Source organism: Heliomicrobium gestii (assembly GCF_009877435.1).
Classification (GTDB): Bacteria; Bacillota; Desulfitobacteriia; order Heliobacteriales; family Heliobacteriaceae; genus Heliomicrobium; species Heliomicrobium gestii.
Genome location: NZ_WXEX01000012.1, coordinates 104,837 through 125,745, shown reverse-complemented (window position 1 = coordinate 125,745; position 20,909 = coordinate 104,837). Strand labels below are relative to the sequence as shown.

Here is a 20,909-nt window from a genome sequence, read left to right as displayed (position 1 = left end):
GGTGTAGCCGTCAATCTAAAATTTTCAGAAATTTCTAAATAAACATGGAGGTGTGTGGCTGTGCACTTTGCCCTTTCTCCTGAGCAGCAGGCGGTGCAGAAACTGGCGAGGGAATTTGCCCAGGGGCAGATCGCGCCGGGGGCGGCGGCGCGCGATAAGACGGGCGAGTTTCCCAGCGCGATCTTTCGTCAGTTGGGGGAATTGGGGCTACTGGGTTTGCCTTTCTCGGAAGAGGTGGGCGGCGCCGGCGGGGACACCATCTCTTACGCCTTGGCGGTTGAAGAGATCGCCCGGTGTTGCGCCGCAACGGCCCTTTCCTACGCGGCCCACATCTCCCTGGGCTGCGCGCCCTTCTACCTCTTCGGCGCCAAAGAACAGCAACAAAAGTGGTTGCCGCCCCTCTGTCGCGGCGATTTTCTCGGCGCCTTCGGTCTGACAGAGCCCAATGCCGGATCCGACGCTGGCGGCACGCAGACAAAGGCCCGTTTGGAGGACGGCCAATGGGTGATCAATGGGAGCAAGTGCTGGATCACCAATGCCGACCATGCCGGTTGTGTCGTTGCCACGGCGGTGACAGACAAGGGAGGTGTCTACGGCTCGATCAGTTCGATCATCATTCCGACAGGCACGCCGGGATACACCGTCCGCTCCCGCTACCAGAAGCTGGGCATGCGCGCTTCCAACACCTGTGAACTTTTTTTCGACGATGTGAAGGTGCCGGAAGCCAACCTCTTGGGGCAACGGGGGCTCGGCTTTAAGCAGTTTCTCAAAGTCTTGGATGGCGGGCGCATCGCCATCGGAGCGTTGGCTGTCGGCATCGCCCAAGCATCATTGGAGGCAGCCCTCAAATATGCCAGGGAGCGGACCCAGTTCGGGCAGCCCATCGCCAAGTTTCAGGCCATCGCCTTTAAGCTCGCCGACATGGCGACCCATGTGGAAGTGGCGCGCACCATGGTCCTGAAAGCGGCCTGGCTGAAAGACAACGGGCGGCCCTTTACCAAAGAAGCGGCCATGGCGAAGCTTTTCGCCTCGGAAATCGCCACGAAAGCGGCCTTGGAAGCTGTTCAGATCCATGGCGGCTATGGCTATGTCGACGAGTTTCCGGTGGAGCGGTACCTGCGCGACGCCAAGCTCTGCGAGATCGGTGAAGGCACCTCGGAAGTGCTCCGCCTCGTCATCGCGCGACAACTGGGGTGTTTTCAATGACCATGGATGTAACTGACAAAAAAGTGGTCATCGGTGAGTGCTGGGCTCGCGACGGCTTGCAACATGAAGCCGCCATTATTGCCACGGCCGACAAGGTCCGCATCCTCAACCGGATCCAGCAAATCGGCTTTACCCGAGTCGAAGCGACGAGCTTTGCCCATCCCCGATACCTGCCCCAGTTTAATGACGCCGAAGTGGTTTTGCAGGCGATCGAGCGGCATCCCGGCGTACGGTTTCGCGCCATCGTCACGACAGACCGGGCGATGGCGCGGGCGGCGGCGGCCAGGGAGGCTGGTTATGGCGTCGACGAGATCGCCATGGTGCTCGCCTCCACCGACGCCTATAACCGGCATAACGTAAAGATGGATCGCCTGGAGAACATGGGACGACTGGAAAGCCTGGCCAGGCAGGCCATCGACTCCGGACATGACGTTATCGGCTGGATCTTGACGGCCTTCGGCTGCCCCTTCACAGGCGACGTGCCCTTTGAAGAGGTGGCCCGGCTGGCCAGGTGGTGGAAGGAATGCGGCGCCAGCCAGATCGGCCTGGGCGATACGACGGGCATGGCCAATCCCCGGCAAGTGGCCAACCTTCTCGATCATCTGCGAGGGCAAGGCTTCTCTGAAACCGATCTGATCCTGCATTTCCATGACACCCGGGGAACGGGAGTGGCCAACAACCTCATGGCGCTGCTCAAAGGGTTTGTCTACCTGGACAGTTCCCTCGGGGCGATGGGCGGGCAAGCGCGAACCGGCGCTCCGCCCAGCCAGGCCGGCCATGGCGGCAACACCTGCACAGAAGACCTTGTCGCCATGCTGCAGGAGATGGGCGTCGACACGGCGATCGACCTGGCAGGGTTGTGTGACCTGGGCGTCGAGGTGGAAGAGGTGATGGGACGACGACTCCGGGCAAACGTGCTTTGTTGCGGACCCGTACGTCATTCGCCCCAAACGGTAGGTGCTGGCTTCTCCAATCATGCAGCGGCTTCGGATAGAGCGAGTGAGCGGGTCACCGAGGAGTAATCGATGGGGAACTCATTGAGAGAAAGAATATCCGATCGAGGCAGATAAAAAAGCCGATCGAATGAGGGGGATGGTCATGGCAGAGTTGTTGCGCCACACCATCGGGACGTTGCTGGATCAGACGGCAACCCGGTTTGCCGAGCGGGACGCCCTGATTTATACCGATTACCGGAAGATACGTCTCAACTACCGGCAGTTTAAAGAGAAGGCTGATCAGGTGGCCAAGGCATTGATGGCCTTGGGCGTGAAAAAGGGGGAAAATGTGGCCATCTGGGCCACCAACTATCCGGAATGGCTGTATGTCCAGTTTGGCAGCGCCAAGATGGGCGCCGTATTGGTCACCGTGAACACCAACTACCGGGCTTATGAGCTGGAGTACCTCTTGCGCCAGTCTGATTCGACGACCCTCTTTTTGATCGACGGCATCCGCGACAACAGCTACACGGAGACGATGTACGACATCTGCCCCGAACTCCGGTCAAGTGAACCGGGGGCGCTCAAGAGCTTCCGCTTGCCGTTGTTGCGCAACGTCGTCTTCATCGGACGCGATCCGGAAGCGACCCATCCGGGGATGTTCAGTTGGAACGATCTATTGAAGATGGGTGAGGGAATCGCCGATGCCGCTTTGGCGGAGCGCCAGGGATCGCTTCACTGGAATGAGACGATCAACATGCAGTACACATCAGGCACGACGGGATTCCCCAAAGGCGTTATGTTAAGCCACTTCAACATCGTCAACAACGCCAAGGCCGTCGCCGATAGCCAAAAACTGACCGAACAGGATCGGATCTGCTTTCCCGTGCCCCTTTTTCACTGTTTCGGCTGTGTCATGAGTTCCCTCGCCTGCGTGGTGAAGGGCGCCGCCATGGTTCCCCTCGAGACTTTTGAGCCGAAAGCGGCCCTGGAAGCGGTCCATCAGGAGCGCTGCACGGCCCTCTACGGCGTTCCGACCATGTTCATCGCCGAACTGGCCCATCCTGATTTCGCCCAGTATGACCTGTCGTCGCTGCGCACCGGGATCATGGCCGGTTCGCCCTGTCCCATCGAGGTGATGCGCCAGGTGGTCAACCAGATGGGCGCCAGGGAGATCACCATCGCCTATGGGTTGACGGAATTTTCACCGGTCATCACCCAGACGACGACGGATGATCCTTTGGAGCGGCGCGTGACGACGGTAGGCAAAGTCTTGCCCGGTGTGGAGGCGCGAATCGTCGATCCGGCCACCGGCGAGATAGCGCCCCCCGGCATGCAGGGTGAACTCTGCGCCCGCGGTTTTGGCGCCATGCAAGGCTACTACAAAAATCCCGAGGCGACCGCCGTCGCCATCGACGCAGAAGGGTGGCTGCACACGGGCGATCTGGCCGTCTGCGACAGTGACGGCTACTACAAGATCACCGGACGGGCGAAGGACATGATCATCCGCGGCGGCGAAAACATCTATCCTCGCGAGATCGAAGAATTCCTCTACAGCCATCCGAAGATCCGCGATGTGCAGGTCGTCGGTGTGCCCGATAGGAAATACGGCGAGGAGACGCTCGCCTGCGTCATCGTCAAAGACGGCCAGACGATGACCGAAGAAGAACTTCGCGCTTTCTGCCTGGGAAAAATATCAAAACATAAAATCCCCCGGTACATCCGTTTTGTCGACAAGTACCCCATGACTGCATCCGGCAAAATACAAAAATATAAACTCAAAGACTTATACATCCACGAACTGGGGCTGACCGAGGCCGACAAGGTGGAAACGGCATGATCGGCGCGCCCCTTTGGCAACCGAGTCCCCAGCGAATCAGCCAGTCCAATATGACGGCTTTCATCGAGTTCGCCCGCCGACGAACGGGGCGGTCTTTCAAAACATACGCCGAACTGCATCGCTGGTCTGTAGAACAAAAGAGCGAGTTCTGGGGTCTGTTATGGGAGCATTTCGGGATTGTCGCCTCTCAGCCCTATGCAAGGGTTGTTGAAAATGAGGAGGTGATGGGGGCGGCGCGCTGGTTTCCCGGCGCCCGGTTGAACTTCGCGGAAAATCTGCTTCGCCATCGCCATGAGGGGACCGCTCTGGTCTTTCGCAACGAGGTCGGTGAAAGGCGAACGCTCACCTATCAGGCGCTTTACGAAAGGGCCACTCGGTTGGCGGAGCGATTACGTGATTTTGGCGTTCGACCGGGAGACCGCATCGCCGGCTATCTGCCCAACCTGATCGAAACGGTCATCGCCATGGCGGCAACGACCGCTATAGGCGCCATCTGGTCTTCGGCATCGCCCGATTTTGGCGTGCGCGCCGCCGCAGACCGTTTCGGCCAGATCGAACCAAAGATACTCTTCGCTGTCGACGGGTATCATTATAACGGACGCTGGCACGAATGCTTGGAGCGAGTGGTCCATCTGGCTGAGCGCATTCCATCGATTGAACTGGTGATACTCATCCCCTATGGGGAGACTGGTGGAGAGACTCGGACCGACATAACCGTGCTTCCGCAAGGGATCCGATACGCTGATTTTCTCCGGGGAAATGCACCCAGTTCCCTTGGCGATGCCGTTTGCGGCGTTGCCGACCGGAGTAACGGTTCAGAGCCGTCCCTCGGCGGTACCGGCGCGAAGGGTCATCGTCTGAATGCAGCACCTCCCGTCGCAGAAAGAGATTCCTTCGCTTTTGCACAGCTGCCGCCTGATCACCCCGTCTATATCCTCTATTCTTCCGGCACCACCGGCGCGCCGAAAGCCATCGTCCACAGCGCCGCCGGCACGCTGATCCAGCACCTGAAAGAGCTTTGCCTGCACACAGACCTGAAGCGAGACGATGTCATCTTCTATTTCACCACCTGCGGCTGGATGATGTGGAACTGGCTGATCAGCGCACTCGCTGTCGGGGCCACAATCCTCCTCTATGACGGCTCGCCCTTTCACCGTCGTCCCGATCATCTCTGGCAGATCGCCGATGAAGAGGGCGTCTCCATTCTGGGTGTCAGCGCCAAATACATCGCTGCGATCGAAGGAGAAGGCTTGTCGCCGCGGCAAACCTTTTCGTTGCAACGGCTGAAAACCATCTTATCAACAGGTTCCCCCCTTTCCCCGGACAGCTTTCATTATGTCTACCGGAACGTCGGCACAGATATCTGCCTGTCCTCCATCTCGGGTGGGACCGACATCATTTCTTGCTTCGCCCTCGGGAATCCCACCTTGTCCGTCTACGCCGGCGAGATCCAGTGCATCGGACTTGGGATGGATATGGCCGCTTACAGCCCGGAGGGCAAGGCGGTCTACAGGGAAAAAGGGGAGTTGGTCTGTCGATCCCCCTTTCCCTCCATGCCCGTTGGATTCTGGAACGATCCCGATGGACAGAGGTTTCAGGCCGCCTATTTCAACATCTACCCAAATGTCTGGCGCCATGGCGACTATCTAGAGATCACCGAGAGGGATAGCGTCATCATCTTCGGGCGCTCAGACGCCACCTTGAATCCCGGCGGTGTGCGCATCGGCACGGCGGAGATCTATCGCATCGTGGAAAAGCTGCCTGGTATCGCCGATGCGCTCGCTGTCGGACATCACTGGAACAACGATGAGCGCATCATCCTCTTTGTGAAAACGGAGGCGGACGTCCCGCTGACCGATGGGATGAGGAAAACGATCAGTGAAGCCTTGCGCCGGGAGGGGAGCCCCCGTCACGTCCCCTATCGGATTTTTCAGATCCCCCAGATCCCCTATACCATCAACGGCAAAAAGGTGGAACTGGCCGTGCGAAACCTGCTGCGCGGTCAACCGCCGGCCAACGCTGACGTGCTGGCCGATCCGGCGGTGCTGGCTTGCTATAGACCCTACCGGGAGTTGCTTTCGCGAGCGGACGAAGGAGCGGAGTAAGAAAATACGACTGGGAGTATTGACAAAGATTTATTGAGGATCTACAATTCGATATACACAAACACACACCGAAATAGTGTGAATTAATCCGGTGTATAAATAGCCGTTGGCTGATCAGAAAGACTGAAGGCCTGTCGTGTTTCTCCGCCCCTTTTTGGGGGAAGAGAGAACTGCGACGGGTCTTTTTCTTTTTCAAAACAAACGAAGAAGGATGTGGGATTTTTTTGAGTGAGAGACGGTACTGGGATAAGTCGATCGAGACCTTATCTCGCAACGAGTTGGAAATGGTTCAATTGCGGCAGCTACGTCAGCACCTAGAGTGGGCCTACGTCAAATCCCCGTACTACCGGGAAGCCTTTGACAAGGCGGGAGTCCTGCCCTCTCAACTCAAAACCCTGGAGGATTTGCAGCGCTTTCCCTTTACCAATAAGCAGGTGGAGCGTGAACGTCAGGCCAAGGCGCCTCTTCTTGGCGATATGCTGGCTGTGCCGGAAGAAGAGGTGGTATATGTCTCCGCGTCGAGCGGTTCCACGGGGATGGCCACCTTGAGTCCCTTCACCGCTGAGGACTTCGACGACTTTCAGGAGGCCCAGGCGCGCTTGTTCTGGGCGGCGGGGATACGTCCGCGCGATCGCTACGTCCATGCCTTGAACTTCACCCTTTTTGTGGGTGGACCGGACGTGATCGGCGCCCAAAAGTTAGGCGCCCTATGCATCTGGGCGGGCGCCATTCCCTCGGAACGGTTGTTACATATCATGAAAGAATTGCAACCGACAGTAACCTGGACCACACCGTCCTACGCCTGGTATTTGGGTGAGACGGCGAAAAAGCACGGGTTGGATCCTGCCAAGGATTTGAGCATCCGCCGGATCATCGTAGCTGGAGAGCCGGGTGGCTCCATTCCGGCTACCCGGCGAGCCATCGAAGAACTGTGGGACGCTGAGATCTATGATTTTTACGGCATATCCGATATTTACGGCGCCTGTGCGGGCATGTGCGAGGCCCGCGATGGGCTGCATCTGGTGGAAGACCAAATCCTACTGGAGGTGCTCGATCCGCAGACCCAGCAGCCCGTTCCGCCGGGAGAAGCTGGTGAGATGGTGTTGACGACGCTGCGCAAACGGGCTCGTCCCATGATCCGCTTCCGCACCGGCGATATCGTGACGCGGCTGTCGGAGCCCTGCGCCTGCGGGCGCACCCATAGTCGGATCCGAATTCTCGGGCGGATCGACGACATGTTCATCGTTTCCGGGGTCAACATCTTCCCCAGTGACATCGAGTATGCTGTGCGCAACTTGAGTGAACTCAATGGGGAGTATCGCATCACCCTATACAGGGAGAACCATCTATCCAAGTTCCGTTTAGAGGTGGAAAGCCGATCGCCGCAGGCGCCGGTGGGGGTGTTGGCCGACAGACTGAGTCACGGGATCAAAAGCCGCCTGGGCGTTCGCCCGGCGCAAATCGATGTGCTTCCGCCTAACAGCTTGCCCCGGTCGACCCACAAAGCGAAGCGGGTTGTCGACTTGCGCAACGAATAACGGTAGGTCAATCGCCGTGAGTCAAATCGCTACAATGAACAACCGGTTAAGAAAACTCCGTAGAAAGGAAATCCTGCGATGCCGCAACCGAGCAATCGACTTCAGTTTTTTGGCGAATCGGTGATCCGGCGGATGACAAGGGTGGCTCAAGCCCACGGCGCGATCAACCTGTCCCAGGGCTTTCCCGATTTTGACCCGCCGCAAGCATTATTGCAAGCCTTGGAGCGGGTGACCTATGAAGGACCCCACCAGTATGCCGTCACCTGGGGAGCGCCCAATTTTCGCGAGGCCTTAGCCAAAAAGCAGTCTCACTTCATGAACATCCCGATCGATCCGGAAAAGAACATCGTCGTCACCTGCGGCAGCACCGAAGCCATGATGGTGGCCATGATGACCGTCTGCGACCCGAGGGACAAGGTGATCGTCTTTTCCCCCTTCTATGAGAACTACGTGGCCGACACCATCCTCACAGGCGCCGATCCCATTTACGTTCCCCTCCGCCCGCCGGAGTACCATTTCGATGAAGCGGAACTGCGCCGCGCCTTTGCCCAGAAACCGAAAGCGCTGATTCTGTGCAACCCCGCTAACCCCAGCGGCAAAGTGTTTCACCGGGAGGAACTGGAGGTGATCGCCCGCTTGGCCGATGAGTTTGACACCTACGTGATCACCGACGAGGTCTATGAACACATCGTCTATGAGCCCCATGAACACTCCTACTTCGCCGCATTGCCGGGGATGTTCGAGCGCACCCTTTCCTGCAGTTCCCTGTCGAAAACCTACGCCATTACCGGCTGGCGTCTTGGCTATGTCATCGCGCCGCCTCATCTGATTGACGGCGCGCGGAAGATCCATGATTTTCTGACCGTCGGCGCGGCGGCGCCCCTTCAGGAAGCGGCGGTTACGGCGCTGGGTTTTCCCCAGGAATATTACCGGCAACTGCTGGAGGGGTACCGGGAAAAACGTGACACCTTCCTGTCCTATCTTGACCAGACAGGGTTGACCTACACGGCGCCACAGGGAGCCTATTACGTCATGGTCGATATTTCCCCCTTTGGCCACGCCGACGATGAGACCTTTTGTCAGTGGCTGGCCAGGGAAATCGGGGTGGCCGCTGTGCCGGGATCGAGTTTCTTCCGAGAACCCGTTCAACAGTGGATCCGCTTTCATTTCGCCAAACGGAAGGAAACGCTGGAAGAAGCCGGTCGCCGTTTGCTCCGTCTAAGGGAGTGTGGCCGATGATTGAAGTTCGATGGTTGGGCCGAGGCGGGCAAGGGGCCTTTACGGCGGCTCGGCTGCTCGGCCTCTCGGCGGCGCTGTTTGAGAACAAATATGCCCAGGCCTTTCCCTCTTTCGGACCGGAACGGCGAGGGGCTCCTGTCTCGGCCTTCACCCGGATCGCTGATCAAAAAATCACAGACCGCAGTGAAGTCACCCGTTGTGATTACCTGGTGGTGCTCGATGAAACCTTGTGGAAGCCCCAATTGTGGCAGGATCTGAAGCCCGGCGGAACGGTGCTGGTCAATGCCACCGATCCGACACAGTGGTTCGAGAAGGCCTCCGCCGACGCCCCTGACGAGTATAGGCGCGCCAATCGGAAAGCGAGCGCTATCAATGCATTGGCTATCGCCCGCAACTGGATCGGAAAGCCGATCGTCAATACAGCCATGCTGGGGGCCTTGGTGGGTCTCTCGGGGATCATCTCCCTTGAGGCGGCGATCCAGGGGATCCGCCATGAGATGAAGCCGGCCCAAGTCGCCGGGAACGTCAACGCCTTGACCATGGCCTGCAAGAAGGTGAGACCATGAGGAGACCGCACATCCGGCCTTTTCCTCGACCTGTGCATATCCGTGACTATCCCTGCGGTCCCCATTTTCAAGCCGGCCATCTCGTTGACAACGCCGCCGGCTGGCGCCTGGAAACACCTGAAATTAACGGGGCCCGATGCGTGAATTGCCTGCGCTGTTACCTGGCCTGTCCCGAAGGCGCCCTTTACCGGTCAGAAAAGGCGGTTCGATTGGATAAAGACTTTTGCAAAGGCTGTGGAATTTGCGCCAGCGAGTGTCCGCTCCAAGCGATCCAGATGGGCAGGGATGAGTGATGATGGCGCAAGTTAAACAGTTTGTCTCTGGCAATGAAGCCGTCGCGATCGGCGCCCGTCTTGCCTGTCCTCAGGTGATCACGGCCTATCCCATCACCCCGCAGACCGTGGCGATGGAACGCCTGTCTGAAATGGTGGGGGAAGGGACGCTGCAGGCCCAGTTTATCCTCGTCGAGTCGGAACACTCGGCCTTGTCGGCGGCCATGGGCGCCAGCGCCTTCGGCAGCCGCACCTTTACGGCCACCTCGTCACAGGGCCTTCTGTACATGGCGGAGTGTCTCCATTACGCCAGTGGCGGACGCTTTCCCATCGTGATGATGAACGCCAACCGGTCGGTCGCCCTGCCCTGGAGCATCTACGGCGATCACCGCGATTCTCTATCGCTGCTTGATTCGGGGTGGCTCCAGGTCTATGTGGAGGATGCCCAGGAGGCCCTCGACATGATCCTTCAGGCCTATGCCATCGCCGAAAACGAACAGGTGCTGACACCGGTGATGGTGAATCTCGACGGCTTCACCGTCACCCATACATACGAGCCGATCCGGGTTCCCTCGCAGGCGGCGGTGGACGCTTTTTTGCCATCCTTCGCGCCGGCGATCAAGATGGATCTCGCTAAACCGCTGAACATGGGTTTTAGTTCGACGCCGGCTGATAATATGGCGTTCAAGTACCAGCAGCACCAGGGAGCCGAAGCGGCCCGCTGTGTCATCGACCAGGTCGACCGATCCTTTGGCGAGCATTTTGGGCGCCCCTATGGCGGGCTGATGGAGGCCTACCGCTGTGACGACGCCGAGTTGATCTTGATCACCCTGGGCTCTGTCAGCGGCACCGCTCGCCGAGTTGTCGACGCGCTGCGGGAACAAGGAGAAAAGGTGGGGTTGGTAAAGATCCGCTTCATGCGGCCCTTTCCACGGGAAGAGATCGCGGCTGTGGCCCGCAACGCTCGCGCCGTGGGCATCCTGGATCGGGACATCTCCTTCGGCTATGAAGGCGCTGTCTACACCAATGTCAACTCCGCCCTCGCCGGCAATGGCCAAGTGCCGCCCACCTTGAACTTCATCGCCGGCTTAGGCGGGCGGGACATTCGCAAAGAAGACATTGAGACTATGTTCCTCCGCTTGGCTTCGGCTGCCGATGGTCGACCCTTTCAGCGGGTTGAGTTTATCCATCTGGGGGTGATGACCGATGACTGAACCAGTGAGCAAAGCAGCGGCGAAACCTGTCAATGCGCGCACATTGACGGAACAGGAGTTTTTCTTCGGCCACAAGGCCTGCGCCGGTTGCGGCGGCGCGCTGGCCGTCCGGCTCGCCCTTAAGGTGCTGGGGGAACGAACCTATGCCGTGCTGCCGGCGGGATGCATGTCTGCCGTCGGCTTTATCTACCCGCAAATGGCCTTCGGCATCAACGCCATGATCTCCACCTTTGCGGGAACTGCCTCGATGCTCTCCGGGATGGCTGCCGCCGCCCGCGCGCAGGGGCTGAACGATGTTCACCTGATCGGATTCGCCGGCGATGGGGGAACGGCCGATATCGGCATTCAGGCCCTATCGGGCGCCATTGACCGCAACGAAAAGATCATCTATGTCTGTTACGACAATGAAGCCTACATGAACACGGGAACCCAGAAGAGCGGCTTGACGCCCTTTGGCGCCCATACGACAACCACGCCCGCTGGCGCAATGTCCCGCGGCGCCGGCAATCGCAAGAAAAACATGTTCGATATCGTGACCGCCCATGGCATCACCTACGCGGCAACGACCAGCATCGGACACATCCAGGACTTTCTGAACAAGATCCAGCGCGCTGCTGCCGTAGAGGGAACCGCCTACATTCATGTCTTGGCCCCCTGCCCGACAGGATGGGGAATCGCCACGGATCAGACGCTGGCCATCGCTCGGGAAGCTGTCGACTGTGGTTTATGGGTCCTGGCAGAGTATGAAAAGGGGAGGTATGCCCTGACCAAAACGCCGCAACAGTTCACGCCTATCTCGGACTACCTCAAGAAACAGGGGCGATTTAGACATCTGCTGGAAAAGGAAGTCGAGGAAGTGGAGCGAGAGCGGGATGAACGGTGGTCCTACATACGACGGCACTGGAACTGTCTCTAACAGCAGGATCACGAAGAAAAAAGCGTCTCCCCCGCATGCCGCATTTGCGGTCTATCCCCAATGAATCTCAATGAATCATCTAAGGAGGTAATCGGGATGAAAAAATGGTTGCGTTTGGTTTCCGCATTGCTTATCTTTGCGCTGGCAGGCACGCTGGCTGGTTGCTCTTCCTCGGCGCCCTCGTCCTCTTCGTCCGGAAACACTGCCGCCGACCCTCAGAAGAAGCTCGTCTTCGGCGTCGCGCCGGGCCCCTATGGCGATATGATCAAAAAGGCCATCCAGCCCAGCCTGGAGAAGAAAGGGTACACCGTCGAAGTCAAAGAGTTCAGCGACTATGTGCAGCCCAACCTCGCCCTCGCCAATAAAGAGTTGGACGCGAACCTCTATCAGCACCGGCCATACCTGGAGAAATTCTCGGCCGACAAGGGCCTGAAGCTGTCGCCCCTTGTCTCCGTCCCCACGGCCGGACTAGGCATCTATTCCCATAAAATCAAAGCCGCCAATGACCAGGAACTGAAAGCGGCGCTGAAACCGGGCGATGAAGTCACCTTGGCCAACGATCCGACCAACCTGGCGCGGGCCTTGCGGCTGCTCGACAAACACGGGCTGCTCACCATCAAAAAGGACATCGACCCGGCCAAAGCCTCTGAAAAAGACATCGATCAAAACCCCTACGGGCTGAAGATTTCTCCCGTCGAAGCGGCGCAGCTTCCCCGCACGCTCGACAGCGTCGCATTGTCTGTTGTCAATGGCAACTACGCCATCGCCGCAGGGCTCTCCCTTTCTTCAGCCGTCATCAAAGAGGAACTGGCTGATGATCTGAAAAATCTGGTGGCGGTTCGAACAGAGGATCTCGATAAACCCTTTGTCAAAGACATCAAAGAGGCCGTAGAGTCGGATGCTTTCAGAAAGGTGATTGAAGACCCTGCGGGCATCTTCAATGCCTTCCAAAAACCGGACTGGTATCGAACGAAGTGGAATGTTACGTGACCATGATTGATATTCAACAGGTGAGCGTCACCTTTGCCGGGGCTGGATCGGAGGTGCATGCCGTCAAGGATGTATCCCTTCAGATTCGCAAGGGAGAGATTTTTGGCATCGTCGGCGCCAGCGGAGCAGGGAAAAGCACCCTGCTCCGCACCATCAATCTGCTGCAGCGCCCGACACAAGGTCAGATCCGCATCGACGGTGTCGATATCACCGGTTTTGCCGGCGAGGAACTGCGCCGGATCCGCCTGCAGATGGGAATGATATTTCAGCAATTCAACCTGATCCAGACCAAGACGATCTATGACAACATCGCTTTCGCCATGCGGGTTGCCGGAGCGCCGAAAGCGGAGATCCAAAAACGAGTCTCCGAATTGCTCGAACTGGTAGGGCTTAGGGGCAAGGCGGACGCCTATCCGGCCCAACTGAGCGGTGGTCAAAAACAACGGGTGGGGATCGCCCGGGCGCTGGCCAACCATCCCAAAGTCCTCTTGTGCGATGAACCGACATCAGCGCTCGACTTGGAAACGACGAACGCCATCCTCGAACTGTTGAAGGAGATCAACCGCCGGTTGGGCATCACCATCGTCTTGATCACCCATGAGATGGCTGTCGTGAAAAAAATCTGTGACCGCGTGGCAGTGATGAGCGGCGGCGTGGTTGTAGAAATGGAGAGTGTTCTCGAGATCTTCGCCAATCCCCGGCATCCGTTTACGCGGCAATTGGTCCATCACTCCTACGATTTCGGACTCCCTGAACGGTTGTTGCAGCAGGCGCCAGGCCCGATTTGGAAGATCGTCTACTGCGGCGATCATGCGGAGCATCCCGTCATATCCGATACAGCCCAGAACTTTCAAGTGGATATCAATATCCTGCATGGAAAGATCGAATATATCGGAGACCAGCCGTTAGGCGTTCTCCTCGTGACGGTTCGAGGCGCGGCAGCAGATATTTCGAGGGCGATCGCCCATATTCGCACCAAAGCGCACCGGGTGGAGGTGGCCTATGGGAAACCTTAATTGGCAAGGGATTTCGGCCGATCTGATCAAAGCGCTGGCCGAAACGTCGTACATGGTGGGGATTTCCATGGCCCTATCCGTCGTTGTCGGCATACCGCTGGGACTGTTGCTGTATATCACCGAAAAGGGATTGTTTGCTGAAAACCGGCTCGTGAATCTCCTGGGCGGTTTTGCTGTCAATGTCATCCGTTCGACACCCTTTGTGATCTTGCTGGTCTTGCTGCTCCCGATCACACAGCGTTTGATTGGAACCACCATCGGTCCCATCGCCGCCTCGGTGCCCCTTTCGGTGGCGGCCATCGCCTTCTACGCCCGGTTGGTGCAATCGTCGCTGTGGGAAGTGGATCGCGGCGTGCTGGAAGCGGCAGACGCCATGGGAGCGCCGCCCTGGATGATCATCAAAGACGTCCTGCTCTCGGAGAGCTTTCCCGGACTGGTGCGTGGGCTCACCGTGACAGCCGTCAGTCTGATCGGCTATTCGGCCATGGCCGGCATTGTTGGCGGCGGTGGCGTCGGTGATTTGGCCATCCGGTTCGGTTATTACCGCTATGAAACAGATATCATGCTGATCACCGTCGTCGCGTTGATCGTGCTGGTGCAGCTGGTGCAAAGCGCCGGCGACTATTTTGCCAAAAGGGGAACCAAATGATCAGAGTGGGAGACCGACGAGAGCCGTGGCAATGCCATGGCTTTTTTCGTTTAAAATATTGGGAGTCTCTGCTTGACAATGAGCGAAAAATCGATATGCTAATACATAGTAATGCGATGTATAGCAATAAGATGCATCGGACAAAAACATATTGAACACAGCATCATCGCGCGACGCAAGGTGATCTGAAAGGAGCGTGAAACCCATGCAAGTCAACAAAGAACTGCTCAAGGGAAGCACCGTCACCCTGGTCCTGTCGTTGCTCGATCGACAGCCCATGTACGGCTATGAGATGATCAAGGAGATGGAGAAGCTCTCTGACGGTATCTTCGCCTTCAAAGAAGGCACACTCTACCCGATCCTGCACGCCCTTGAATCGGAAGGATTGGTCGAGGCCTTCTGGATGGGGGAAGAGGGGGCGCGGCGGAGGAAGTACTACCGGATCACCGGAGCGGGCAAGAGGCGGCTGAGAGAAAAGCGCGCCGAGTGGAACCTGTTCAGTTCCTCTGTCAACCGGATCATTGGGGAGGGGATCCTATGAACTTGGAGAAACAAGCCGAAGTGACTGCCTATCTGGACGCGGTCTGCGCCCATGTCCGCTACCGGGAAGTCCATGAACAGATCCAGTTGGAATTACTCAGCCATATTGAATCTCTTGTGGAGGAACAAGTCGCCGAGGGAGAAAGCGAGCAAGCGGCCATTCAGAAGGCGCTCCGACAGATGGGCGACGCCGTCGTCGTGGGCAAGCAGCTACATAAGACCCATCAACCGAGAACAGAGTGGGGACTCTTTGGGCTCGTCGCCTTGATTGTGAGCATCGGTATGCTCACGATTTATTCAATCCAAGCCCAGGGGTTGTTAGGCCATTTTGCCGCCCTCTTTCAAAAATCCCTGCTCTGGCTCTTTATCGGAACGGCATTGGCGACCTGCTTGTACTACTACGATTATCGAAAGCTCAAGAAGCATGCAGGTCGGATTTACGGCATCGTTATCCTGGTGTTGGTGCTGTCGCATTTCACTGGCGTCCAAGTGAACGGGAAGACCTTCGTCAGCCTGGGGATGGTCCAGATCGACTTCATCGGAATCAGCCCCTATTTGCTGACCGTCGCCTTGGCCGGGTTGTTTTGCAAGTGGACCTGGGACACTGTCGGCGTTGCCAAGGCTTTTGGTCTGCTGATGCTTCCTTTAGTGATCTACTACATGAATTTCGATAAGGGCGCTTTCCTACTTTATCTGGTTGCCTTTTTCCTATTGATGACACTGTCAGGGGCAAAACGATACCAGTGGCTGGGTATGGCATCAGCCTTTGGCGGCTTCTTTGCTCTATTCCTCTTGTCAGAACCCTACCGGATGAAGCGAATGTTCACCTTCCTAAATCCATATGCCGATCCGAAAGGCGCAGGGTGGTTGCATGTGCAGATCCATGAAACCATCGCTTCCGCCGGATGGTGGGGGCAAGGATTTACCTTTCCGGCTCACTGGCTTCCTGAAGTTCATACTGACATGATCTTTCCCTATATGGTCTACACCTTTGGCTGGGTCTTTGGCGCAATATTCCTGGTTACGGTTTTGATGCTGCTCTATCGGATGGCGGCCACTGCTCGAGTCATCAAGGAACCCTTCGGGCGCAATCTCATCCATGGCTTCACAGGCATCATCGGTTTTGGCCTGCTCTGGAATATGCTCAACGGAAGCGGCCTTGCGCCAGGCTATTATGTTGCGCTGCCCTTCATCAGTTACGGCGGTTCTCAACTGCTGATCAACCTGGTCGCCACCGGTCTGGTGCTCGGCGTCTTTCGCCGGAAAGATCTGATTCCCTCAGATGGCCGACCGTCGCTCAGCCCGGAAAAAACGTGATCAAGGTGATCGTGGAACAGAGACGAGAGGAACCCGCAGGGGAATAGAGGCCCTGCGGGTTCCTCTCGTCTCTGGGAAATATAAGATATGGGAATATTCAGAATAGTATTGACATTAATGCGCCTTTTCCCTGATAATTTAGCCAACCCAGACCCAGCGAGGGCTGGAGAACAGAGCGAAAGGCGGTATCCAAGTGATTTACGCTTTCCCGGGACAGCCGGACAGCAAGGTGACCTTCAAGGCGCAGTATGAGAACTATATCGGCGGGCAGTGGGTGCCGCCTGTCAATGGGGAGTATTTTAACAACATCTCGCCCGTCACCGGAGAAGTCTACTGCCGTGTTCCTCGCTCCAATGCCGAGGATATAGAATTGGCCCTTGACGCCGCCCACAATGCGGCAGAAAAATGGGGGCGCGCCTCGGTGACGGAACGGGCCAACCTGCTGTTGAGGATCGCCGACCGGATGGAACAAAACCTGGAAAAGCTCGCCATCGTCGAGACCTGGGAGAACGGCAAGCCCGTTAGGGAAACGCTTGCCGCCGATATCCCCCTGGCCATCGATCATTTCCGTTATTTCGCCGGTTGCATTCGCGCCCAGGAAGGCACGATCTCCGAGATTGACGATCACACGATCGCCTATCATTTTCATGAGCCCCTGGGGGTGGTCGGACAGATCATCCCCTGGAACTTTCCTATCCTGATGGCAGCATGGAAACTGGCCCCTGCCCTAGCCGCCGGCAATTGTGTCGTCTTGAAACCGGCTGAACACACGCCGACATCGATCCTGTGCCTGGTGGAACTCATTCAGGACCTGCTGCCGCCCGGCGTTCTGAACGTCGTCAACGGTTTTGGACTGGAAGCCGGAAAACCCCTGGCGTCGAGCCCTCGCATCGCCAAGATCGCCTTTACGGGAGAGACGACGACAGGCCGCTTGATCATGCAGTATGCCGCCGAAAACATCGTCCCGGTCACCCTGGAACTGGGCGGCAAGTCGCCCAACATCTTCTTCGAGGATGTCTGCGCCGACGATGACACCTTTTTGGATAAAGCGGTGGAAGGGCTCGTCATGTTTGCCCTGAATCAGGGCGAGGTGTGCACCTGCCCCTCACGGGCGTTGATCCAGGAGTCCATCTATGAACGGTTTATGGAGCGGGCGATGGCGCGACTTCAGGCGATCAAACAGGGCAACCCTCTTGACACGGATACGATGATCGGCGCGCAAGCGTCGGCTGAACAGTTGGAAAAAATCTTATCTTACATTCATCTGGGCAAAGCAGAAGGCGCTGCCTTGCTCTGTGGCGGTGACCGCAACCACCTCACTGGCGATCTGGCGCGAGGCTATTACATCCAGCCGACGGTTTTTCAGGGTCATAACAAAATGCGCATCTTCCAGGAAGAGATCTTCGGGCCGGTTCTCTCGGTCACGACTTTCAAAGACAAGGCGGAGGCGTTGGAAATCGCCAATGACACCCCCTATGGTCTCGGCGCCGGCATCTGGACGAGAGACGCCAGCACCGCCTACCGGATCGGGCGCGGCATCAAGGCCGGCCGAGTCTGGGTGAACTGCTATCACATTTATCCCGCCCATGCGGCCTTTGGCGGTTATAAACAGTCCGGCATCGGCCGGGAGACCCACAAGATGATGCTGAACCACTATCAACAGACGAAAAACCTGCTCGTCAGCTACAGCGAAAACCCGCTCGGTTTCTTCTAGAAGATCTCCGGAAGTTGATCCGCTGTGGACGCCGTTTGAACAAATCAACGGGAGTGGTTGAACAAAATCGAATTTCCGTTCCGGCCGCAGTGGCAAGAGCCAACTGCGGCTTTTTCCTTTGACAACGAGAATGTGTCATCGGCGCAACTCACGAAATTTCCATCAAGAAAATAAAAGTATGACTTCGATCACATAAATAACTTACTAAGTAACTTATAATTAAATCAAAGAACAGGCTTGGATTTTGGGAAGGAGGGGATCCATGTGATCCCAACAGGCGCTAATCTGCAGAAAATCCGCAACGGGAAGCGGACCTATGCCATAACCCCTCACCTGCCGGGGGGATTCGTCAAACCGGAGATCCTGCGCAAATATGCCGACGTGGCCGAAAAGTACGGCGGCGTGCTGAAGCTGACCTCGGCCCAACGGATCATGATCACCGGGCTGAAGGCGGAAGAGGTGGAACATGTCTGGGCAGACTTAGGGATGCAACCAGCCATGGGATTTGCCAACTGTGTGCGCAGCATCAAGATCTGCCCGGGCATCGCTTTTTGCAAGCGGGGGAAACAAGACAGCATCAAGTTAGGTCTCGAACTGGATCGTCTGTACCACAAAAAAGAGATGCCCTCGCGCATGAAGATCGGCGTGGCCGGCTGCCAAAACTCCTGTGCCGAAGTCCATATCAAAGACATCGGCCTTCTCGGCACGGACAGCGGTTGGGACGTCTACGTGGGCGGCAGCTGCGGCGCCCATCCCCGGTTGGCGCAGAAGTTGCGCGCCGACCTGACCTACGAAGAGGTGCTGTCCCTGGTCGCCGTTATCGTCCGCTACTACCAGCAGCACGGGGAGATCGAGCGGCTTGGCGCCTTCATCGACCGCATCGGCTGGGAGCGTTTTTCGACAGAAGTGCTGGCGCTTTATGAAGCAGAGAGTCAACAAAAAACAGCGAATGAATGCGAAGCAGAGAGTGGCTTCAATAGAGAGACTGTCCGCGAAGCGGGGCATGGTTCCCAAGGGGTAAGTGAAAGCGAAAGCGCTATCCCGCAAGGGTCGCTGGCGCCAGGCCAACCGATCGAAAGGGAGAGCGTTGTCAACGACATCATCCAACTGTATCCGGAAACCATTCCCTTGCTCCGCTCCTTCGGCATGGGCTGTCTCGGATGCCCCTCGGCCAAGGGAGAGCCGATCGCGAAAGCAGCGGAGATTCACGGCATCGATCTTGAAACACTGCTGCAAGCCCTCAACAATTGCATTACAAATCAAGGAAAATAAGGGAGAAACAAAAAAGAGGAGGCGCAACGATGAGCGCATTTTTGGGACCGATTCATTACTGGCTGTACAACAAGATCCGCCGAGTGGTGGAGCGTGAACAATGGGTCTATGAGAAAGCGGCGGCTCTGTGCAGTGATACGGCGGAAGAGCTGCGCGCCCAGGCCTGGCAGACCTACGGGGAACCCCTGCCCGATGTGGCCTTGGAAACGCTGATCGACCAAGGAAACATTCATGGCTGGCTCCAGCGGCAGATCACCATCGCCGAGACGCGGGAAGCGGCGCTGATCAAGGCGCTCATCGAGACCTGCGGCGAAGGTGGACGGGAAGCCGTGGAGAGCGCCTTTCGCGAACATGGCGCAGCCTGCGGTCAAAAGGCGGCAGAAGAAAGCGTCACCCCTGTCAACGGCGCCGATCAGGTCTACAAGCTGCTGAACAACTACCTGCTCAACGGCATGCCCTGCGACCAGGCTGACATGGTCACTGAAAACGGCAGCGACAAGGTCTGTTGGGAGACGACGATCTGCCTGCAAGAGGGGAACTGGCGGAAAGCAGGCGTGGATGAGGCGTTTATGAAGCGATTGTATCAGTTTTGGATCGGCGCCTTCGTCGAAGCGGTGAATCCGGATTTTACGTACCGGCAGACAGCAGACACCGTGCGCGGCGATCGGCAGAATCGTCATGAGATTGCAGGCGGAGGAAGTCAGTGAAGACGTATTTGGATGTCCTAATCCCTCAGTAGACAGTTTATTCTAACCTTGGTCGAGGATCTTCAAAAATGAATAGAAAAACGTCATTCCGGGTTGTGATCAGAACCCCGGAATGACGTTTTTCTATCTATGTTATTATTTCGGTCGTTTAATGCCGCCTCTTCGTTTTAACTGAAATCCATAGAGATAGATCTCGGGAACGTTGCCCCTGCCATCAGAACGATTTTAAACTATGCCAAGCTGGCATAGCTGAGCACTAAACGATCCAATTGATCATAGGAGATGAACAACCACCGAGCCATTTCGATGAGTTGATCATCCAGTTGATCCAACAGTCGATATGACGATTCCAAATGCTTCTTAACTGGTTGCGTCCCAGTAGTTGGTCCGATCATAGCGGCGCTGTGGATGATCTAGTTTCAGAACCGTAACGATTGTCCGAATGCGTGGTACCAAACATAAAGAAAACACCGCTTTCAGGTCTAATGAAGCCCGAAAGCGGTGTACTTGTATATCACCTATTTTACAGCCAAGACAGCGATGTTAAATCTGTGGGGGCCTTGCTTTTCGCCGTCACGGCGTTTTCTTCAGTGCAGGTTCCATCGCGGCTTCGGCGCTGCTGCAACCGCAATTTCCGCTGCAGCCTCCACAACCCCCGGTGCCTCCACAACCTCCTGAGGCGCAGTCGCAGGTGCCTTTTTTCAGGTTTTGCGCTTCCCGGTAAAAACCACGGACTGTCAGCCATCCGATGGCGAGGGCAAGGATCGCTGTTGTCAGAAAAGCGGTGATGATCTCCATGCTACTCCCTCCTTACCGAACCCCAAGATCACACTAACCCACGAACCTCTAGCCAACTAACCTCCAATCCACTAA

General features: G+C 57.0%; 19 protein-coding genes. 18 read left to right on the top strand and 1 reads right to left on the bottom strand.

From position 1 onward, the window contains the following. The first annotated feature begins 60 nt into the window (after positions 1-60). The 18 genes from GTO89_RS13715 to GTO89_RS13630 all read left to right on the top strand — a co-directional run bounded on the left by GTO89_RS13715 (position 61) and on the right by GTO89_RS13630 (position 20,036). Positions 61-1,206: an acyl-CoA dehydrogenase family protein gene (locus tag GTO89_RS13715; RefSeq protein WP_161262658.1), complete on the top strand. Its 1,146-nt coding sequence runs from the start codon at positions 61-63 to the stop codon at positions 1,204-1,206. Next, complete coding sequence (locus GTO89_RS13710; protein ID WP_161262657.1) at positions 1,203-2,228, top strand: beta/alpha barrel domain-containing protein; 1,026 nt, start codon at positions 1,203-1,205, stop codon at positions 2,226-2,228. The genes GTO89_RS13715 and GTO89_RS13710 overlap by 4 nt, the downstream gene beginning before the upstream one ends. 76 nt (positions 2,229-2,304) lie before the next feature. Next, a complete protein-coding gene (locus tag GTO89_RS13705; RefSeq protein ID WP_204758245.1) occupies positions 2,305-3,981 on the top strand; it encodes an AMP-binding protein in 1,677 nt (558 codons plus the stop codon). Then, positions 3,978-6,086: an acetoacetate--CoA ligase gene (locus tag GTO89_RS13700; protein ID WP_235920472.1), complete on the top strand. Its 2,109-nt coding sequence runs from the start codon at positions 3,978-3,980 to the stop codon at positions 6,084-6,086. The genes GTO89_RS13705 and GTO89_RS13700 overlap by 4 nt, the downstream gene beginning before the upstream one ends. Before the next feature lie 224 nt (positions 6,087-6,310). Then, entirely contained in the window at positions 6,311-7,624 is a 1,314-nt protein-coding gene (locus tag GTO89_RS13695) for a phenylacetate--CoA ligase family protein (protein ID WP_161262656.1), read from the top strand. A gap of 78 nt (positions 7,625-7,702) precedes the next feature. Beyond that, positions 7,703-8,863: a pyridoxal phosphate-dependent aminotransferase gene (locus GTO89_RS13690; RefSeq protein ID WP_161262655.1), complete on the top strand. Its 1,161-nt coding sequence runs from the start codon at positions 7,703-7,705 to the stop codon at positions 8,861-8,863. Next, positions 8,860-9,429 (top strand): 2-oxoacid:acceptor oxidoreductase family protein, encoded by a 570-nt coding sequence (locus tag GTO89_RS13685; protein ID WP_161262654.1) that lies wholly within the window; start codon positions 8,860-8,862, stop codon positions 9,427-9,429. The genes GTO89_RS13690 and GTO89_RS13685 overlap by 4 nt, the downstream gene beginning before the upstream one ends. Beyond that, the gene (locus tag GTO89_RS13680; protein ID WP_161262653.1) at positions 9,426-9,722 is read left to right on the top strand and encodes a 4Fe-4S binding protein; all 297 of its coding nucleotides are present in this window, start codon (positions 9,426-9,428) and stop codon (positions 9,720-9,722) included. The genes GTO89_RS13685 and GTO89_RS13680 overlap by 4 nt, the downstream gene beginning before the upstream one ends. A 2-nt stretch (positions 9,723-9,724) precedes the next feature. After that, on the top strand, positions 9,725-10,915 hold the full coding sequence (locus GTO89_RS13675) for a transketolase C-terminal domain-containing protein (protein ID WP_161262652.1): 1,191 nt from the start codon (positions 9,725-9,727) through the stop codon (positions 10,913-10,915). Continuing rightward, entirely contained in the window at positions 10,908-11,831 is a 924-nt protein-coding gene (locus tag GTO89_RS13670; protein WP_161262651.1) for a thiamine pyrophosphate-dependent enzyme, read from the top strand. The genes GTO89_RS13675 and GTO89_RS13670 overlap by 8 nt, the downstream gene beginning before the upstream one ends. Positions 11,832-11,927: 96 nt before the next feature. Beyond that, positions 11,928-12,821: a MetQ/NlpA family ABC transporter substrate-binding protein gene (locus tag GTO89_RS13665; protein ID WP_161262650.1), complete on the top strand. Its 894-nt coding sequence runs from the start codon at positions 11,928-11,930 to the stop codon at positions 12,819-12,821. Positions 12,822-12,823: 2 nt separating this feature from the next. Next, positions 12,824-13,837: a methionine ABC transporter ATP-binding protein gene (locus GTO89_RS13660; RefSeq protein WP_161262675.1), complete on the top strand. Its 1,014-nt coding sequence runs from the start codon at positions 12,824-12,826 to the stop codon at positions 13,835-13,837. Further along, entirely contained in the window at positions 13,824-14,486 is a 663-nt protein-coding gene (locus GTO89_RS13655) for a methionine ABC transporter permease (protein ID WP_161262649.1), read from the top strand. The genes GTO89_RS13660 and GTO89_RS13655 overlap by 14 nt, the downstream gene beginning before the upstream one ends. Before the next feature lie 205 nt (positions 14,487-14,691). After that, entirely contained in the window at positions 14,692-15,027 is a 336-nt protein-coding gene (locus GTO89_RS13650) for a PadR family transcriptional regulator (protein WP_161262648.1), read from the top strand. Then, a complete protein-coding gene (locus GTO89_RS13645; protein ID WP_161262647.1) occupies positions 15,024-16,343 on the top strand; it encodes an FtsW/RodA/SpoVE family cell cycle protein in 1,320 nt (439 codons plus the stop codon). The genes GTO89_RS13650 and GTO89_RS13645 overlap by 4 nt, the downstream gene beginning before the upstream one ends. A 193-nt stretch (positions 16,344-16,536) precedes the next feature. Next, the gene (gene adh, locus GTO89_RS13640) at positions 16,537-18,057 is read left to right on the top strand and encodes an aldehyde dehydrogenase (RefSeq protein WP_161262646.1); all 1,521 of its coding nucleotides are present in this window, start codon (positions 16,537-16,539) and stop codon (positions 18,055-18,057) included. Between the two features lie 264 nt (positions 18,058-18,321). Next, complete coding sequence (locus GTO89_RS13635) at positions 18,322-19,329, top strand: DUF1858 domain-containing protein (protein WP_161262645.1); 1,008 nt, start codon at positions 18,322-18,324, stop codon at positions 19,327-19,329. A gap of 29 nt (positions 19,330-19,358) precedes the next feature. Continuing rightward, the gene (locus tag GTO89_RS13630; RefSeq protein WP_161262644.1) at positions 19,359-20,036 is read left to right on the top strand and encodes a hypothetical protein; all 678 of its coding nucleotides are present in this window, start codon (positions 19,359-19,361) and stop codon (positions 20,034-20,036) included. A 573-nt stretch (positions 20,037-20,609) separates the two neighbouring features. Here the strand turns inward: GTO89_RS13630 and GTO89_RS13625 are convergent. After that, entirely contained in the window at positions 20,610-20,834 is a 225-nt protein-coding gene (locus GTO89_RS13625; RefSeq protein ID WP_161262643.1) for a hypothetical protein, read from the bottom strand. Between the last annotated feature and the right edge of the window lie 75 nt (positions 20,835-20,909).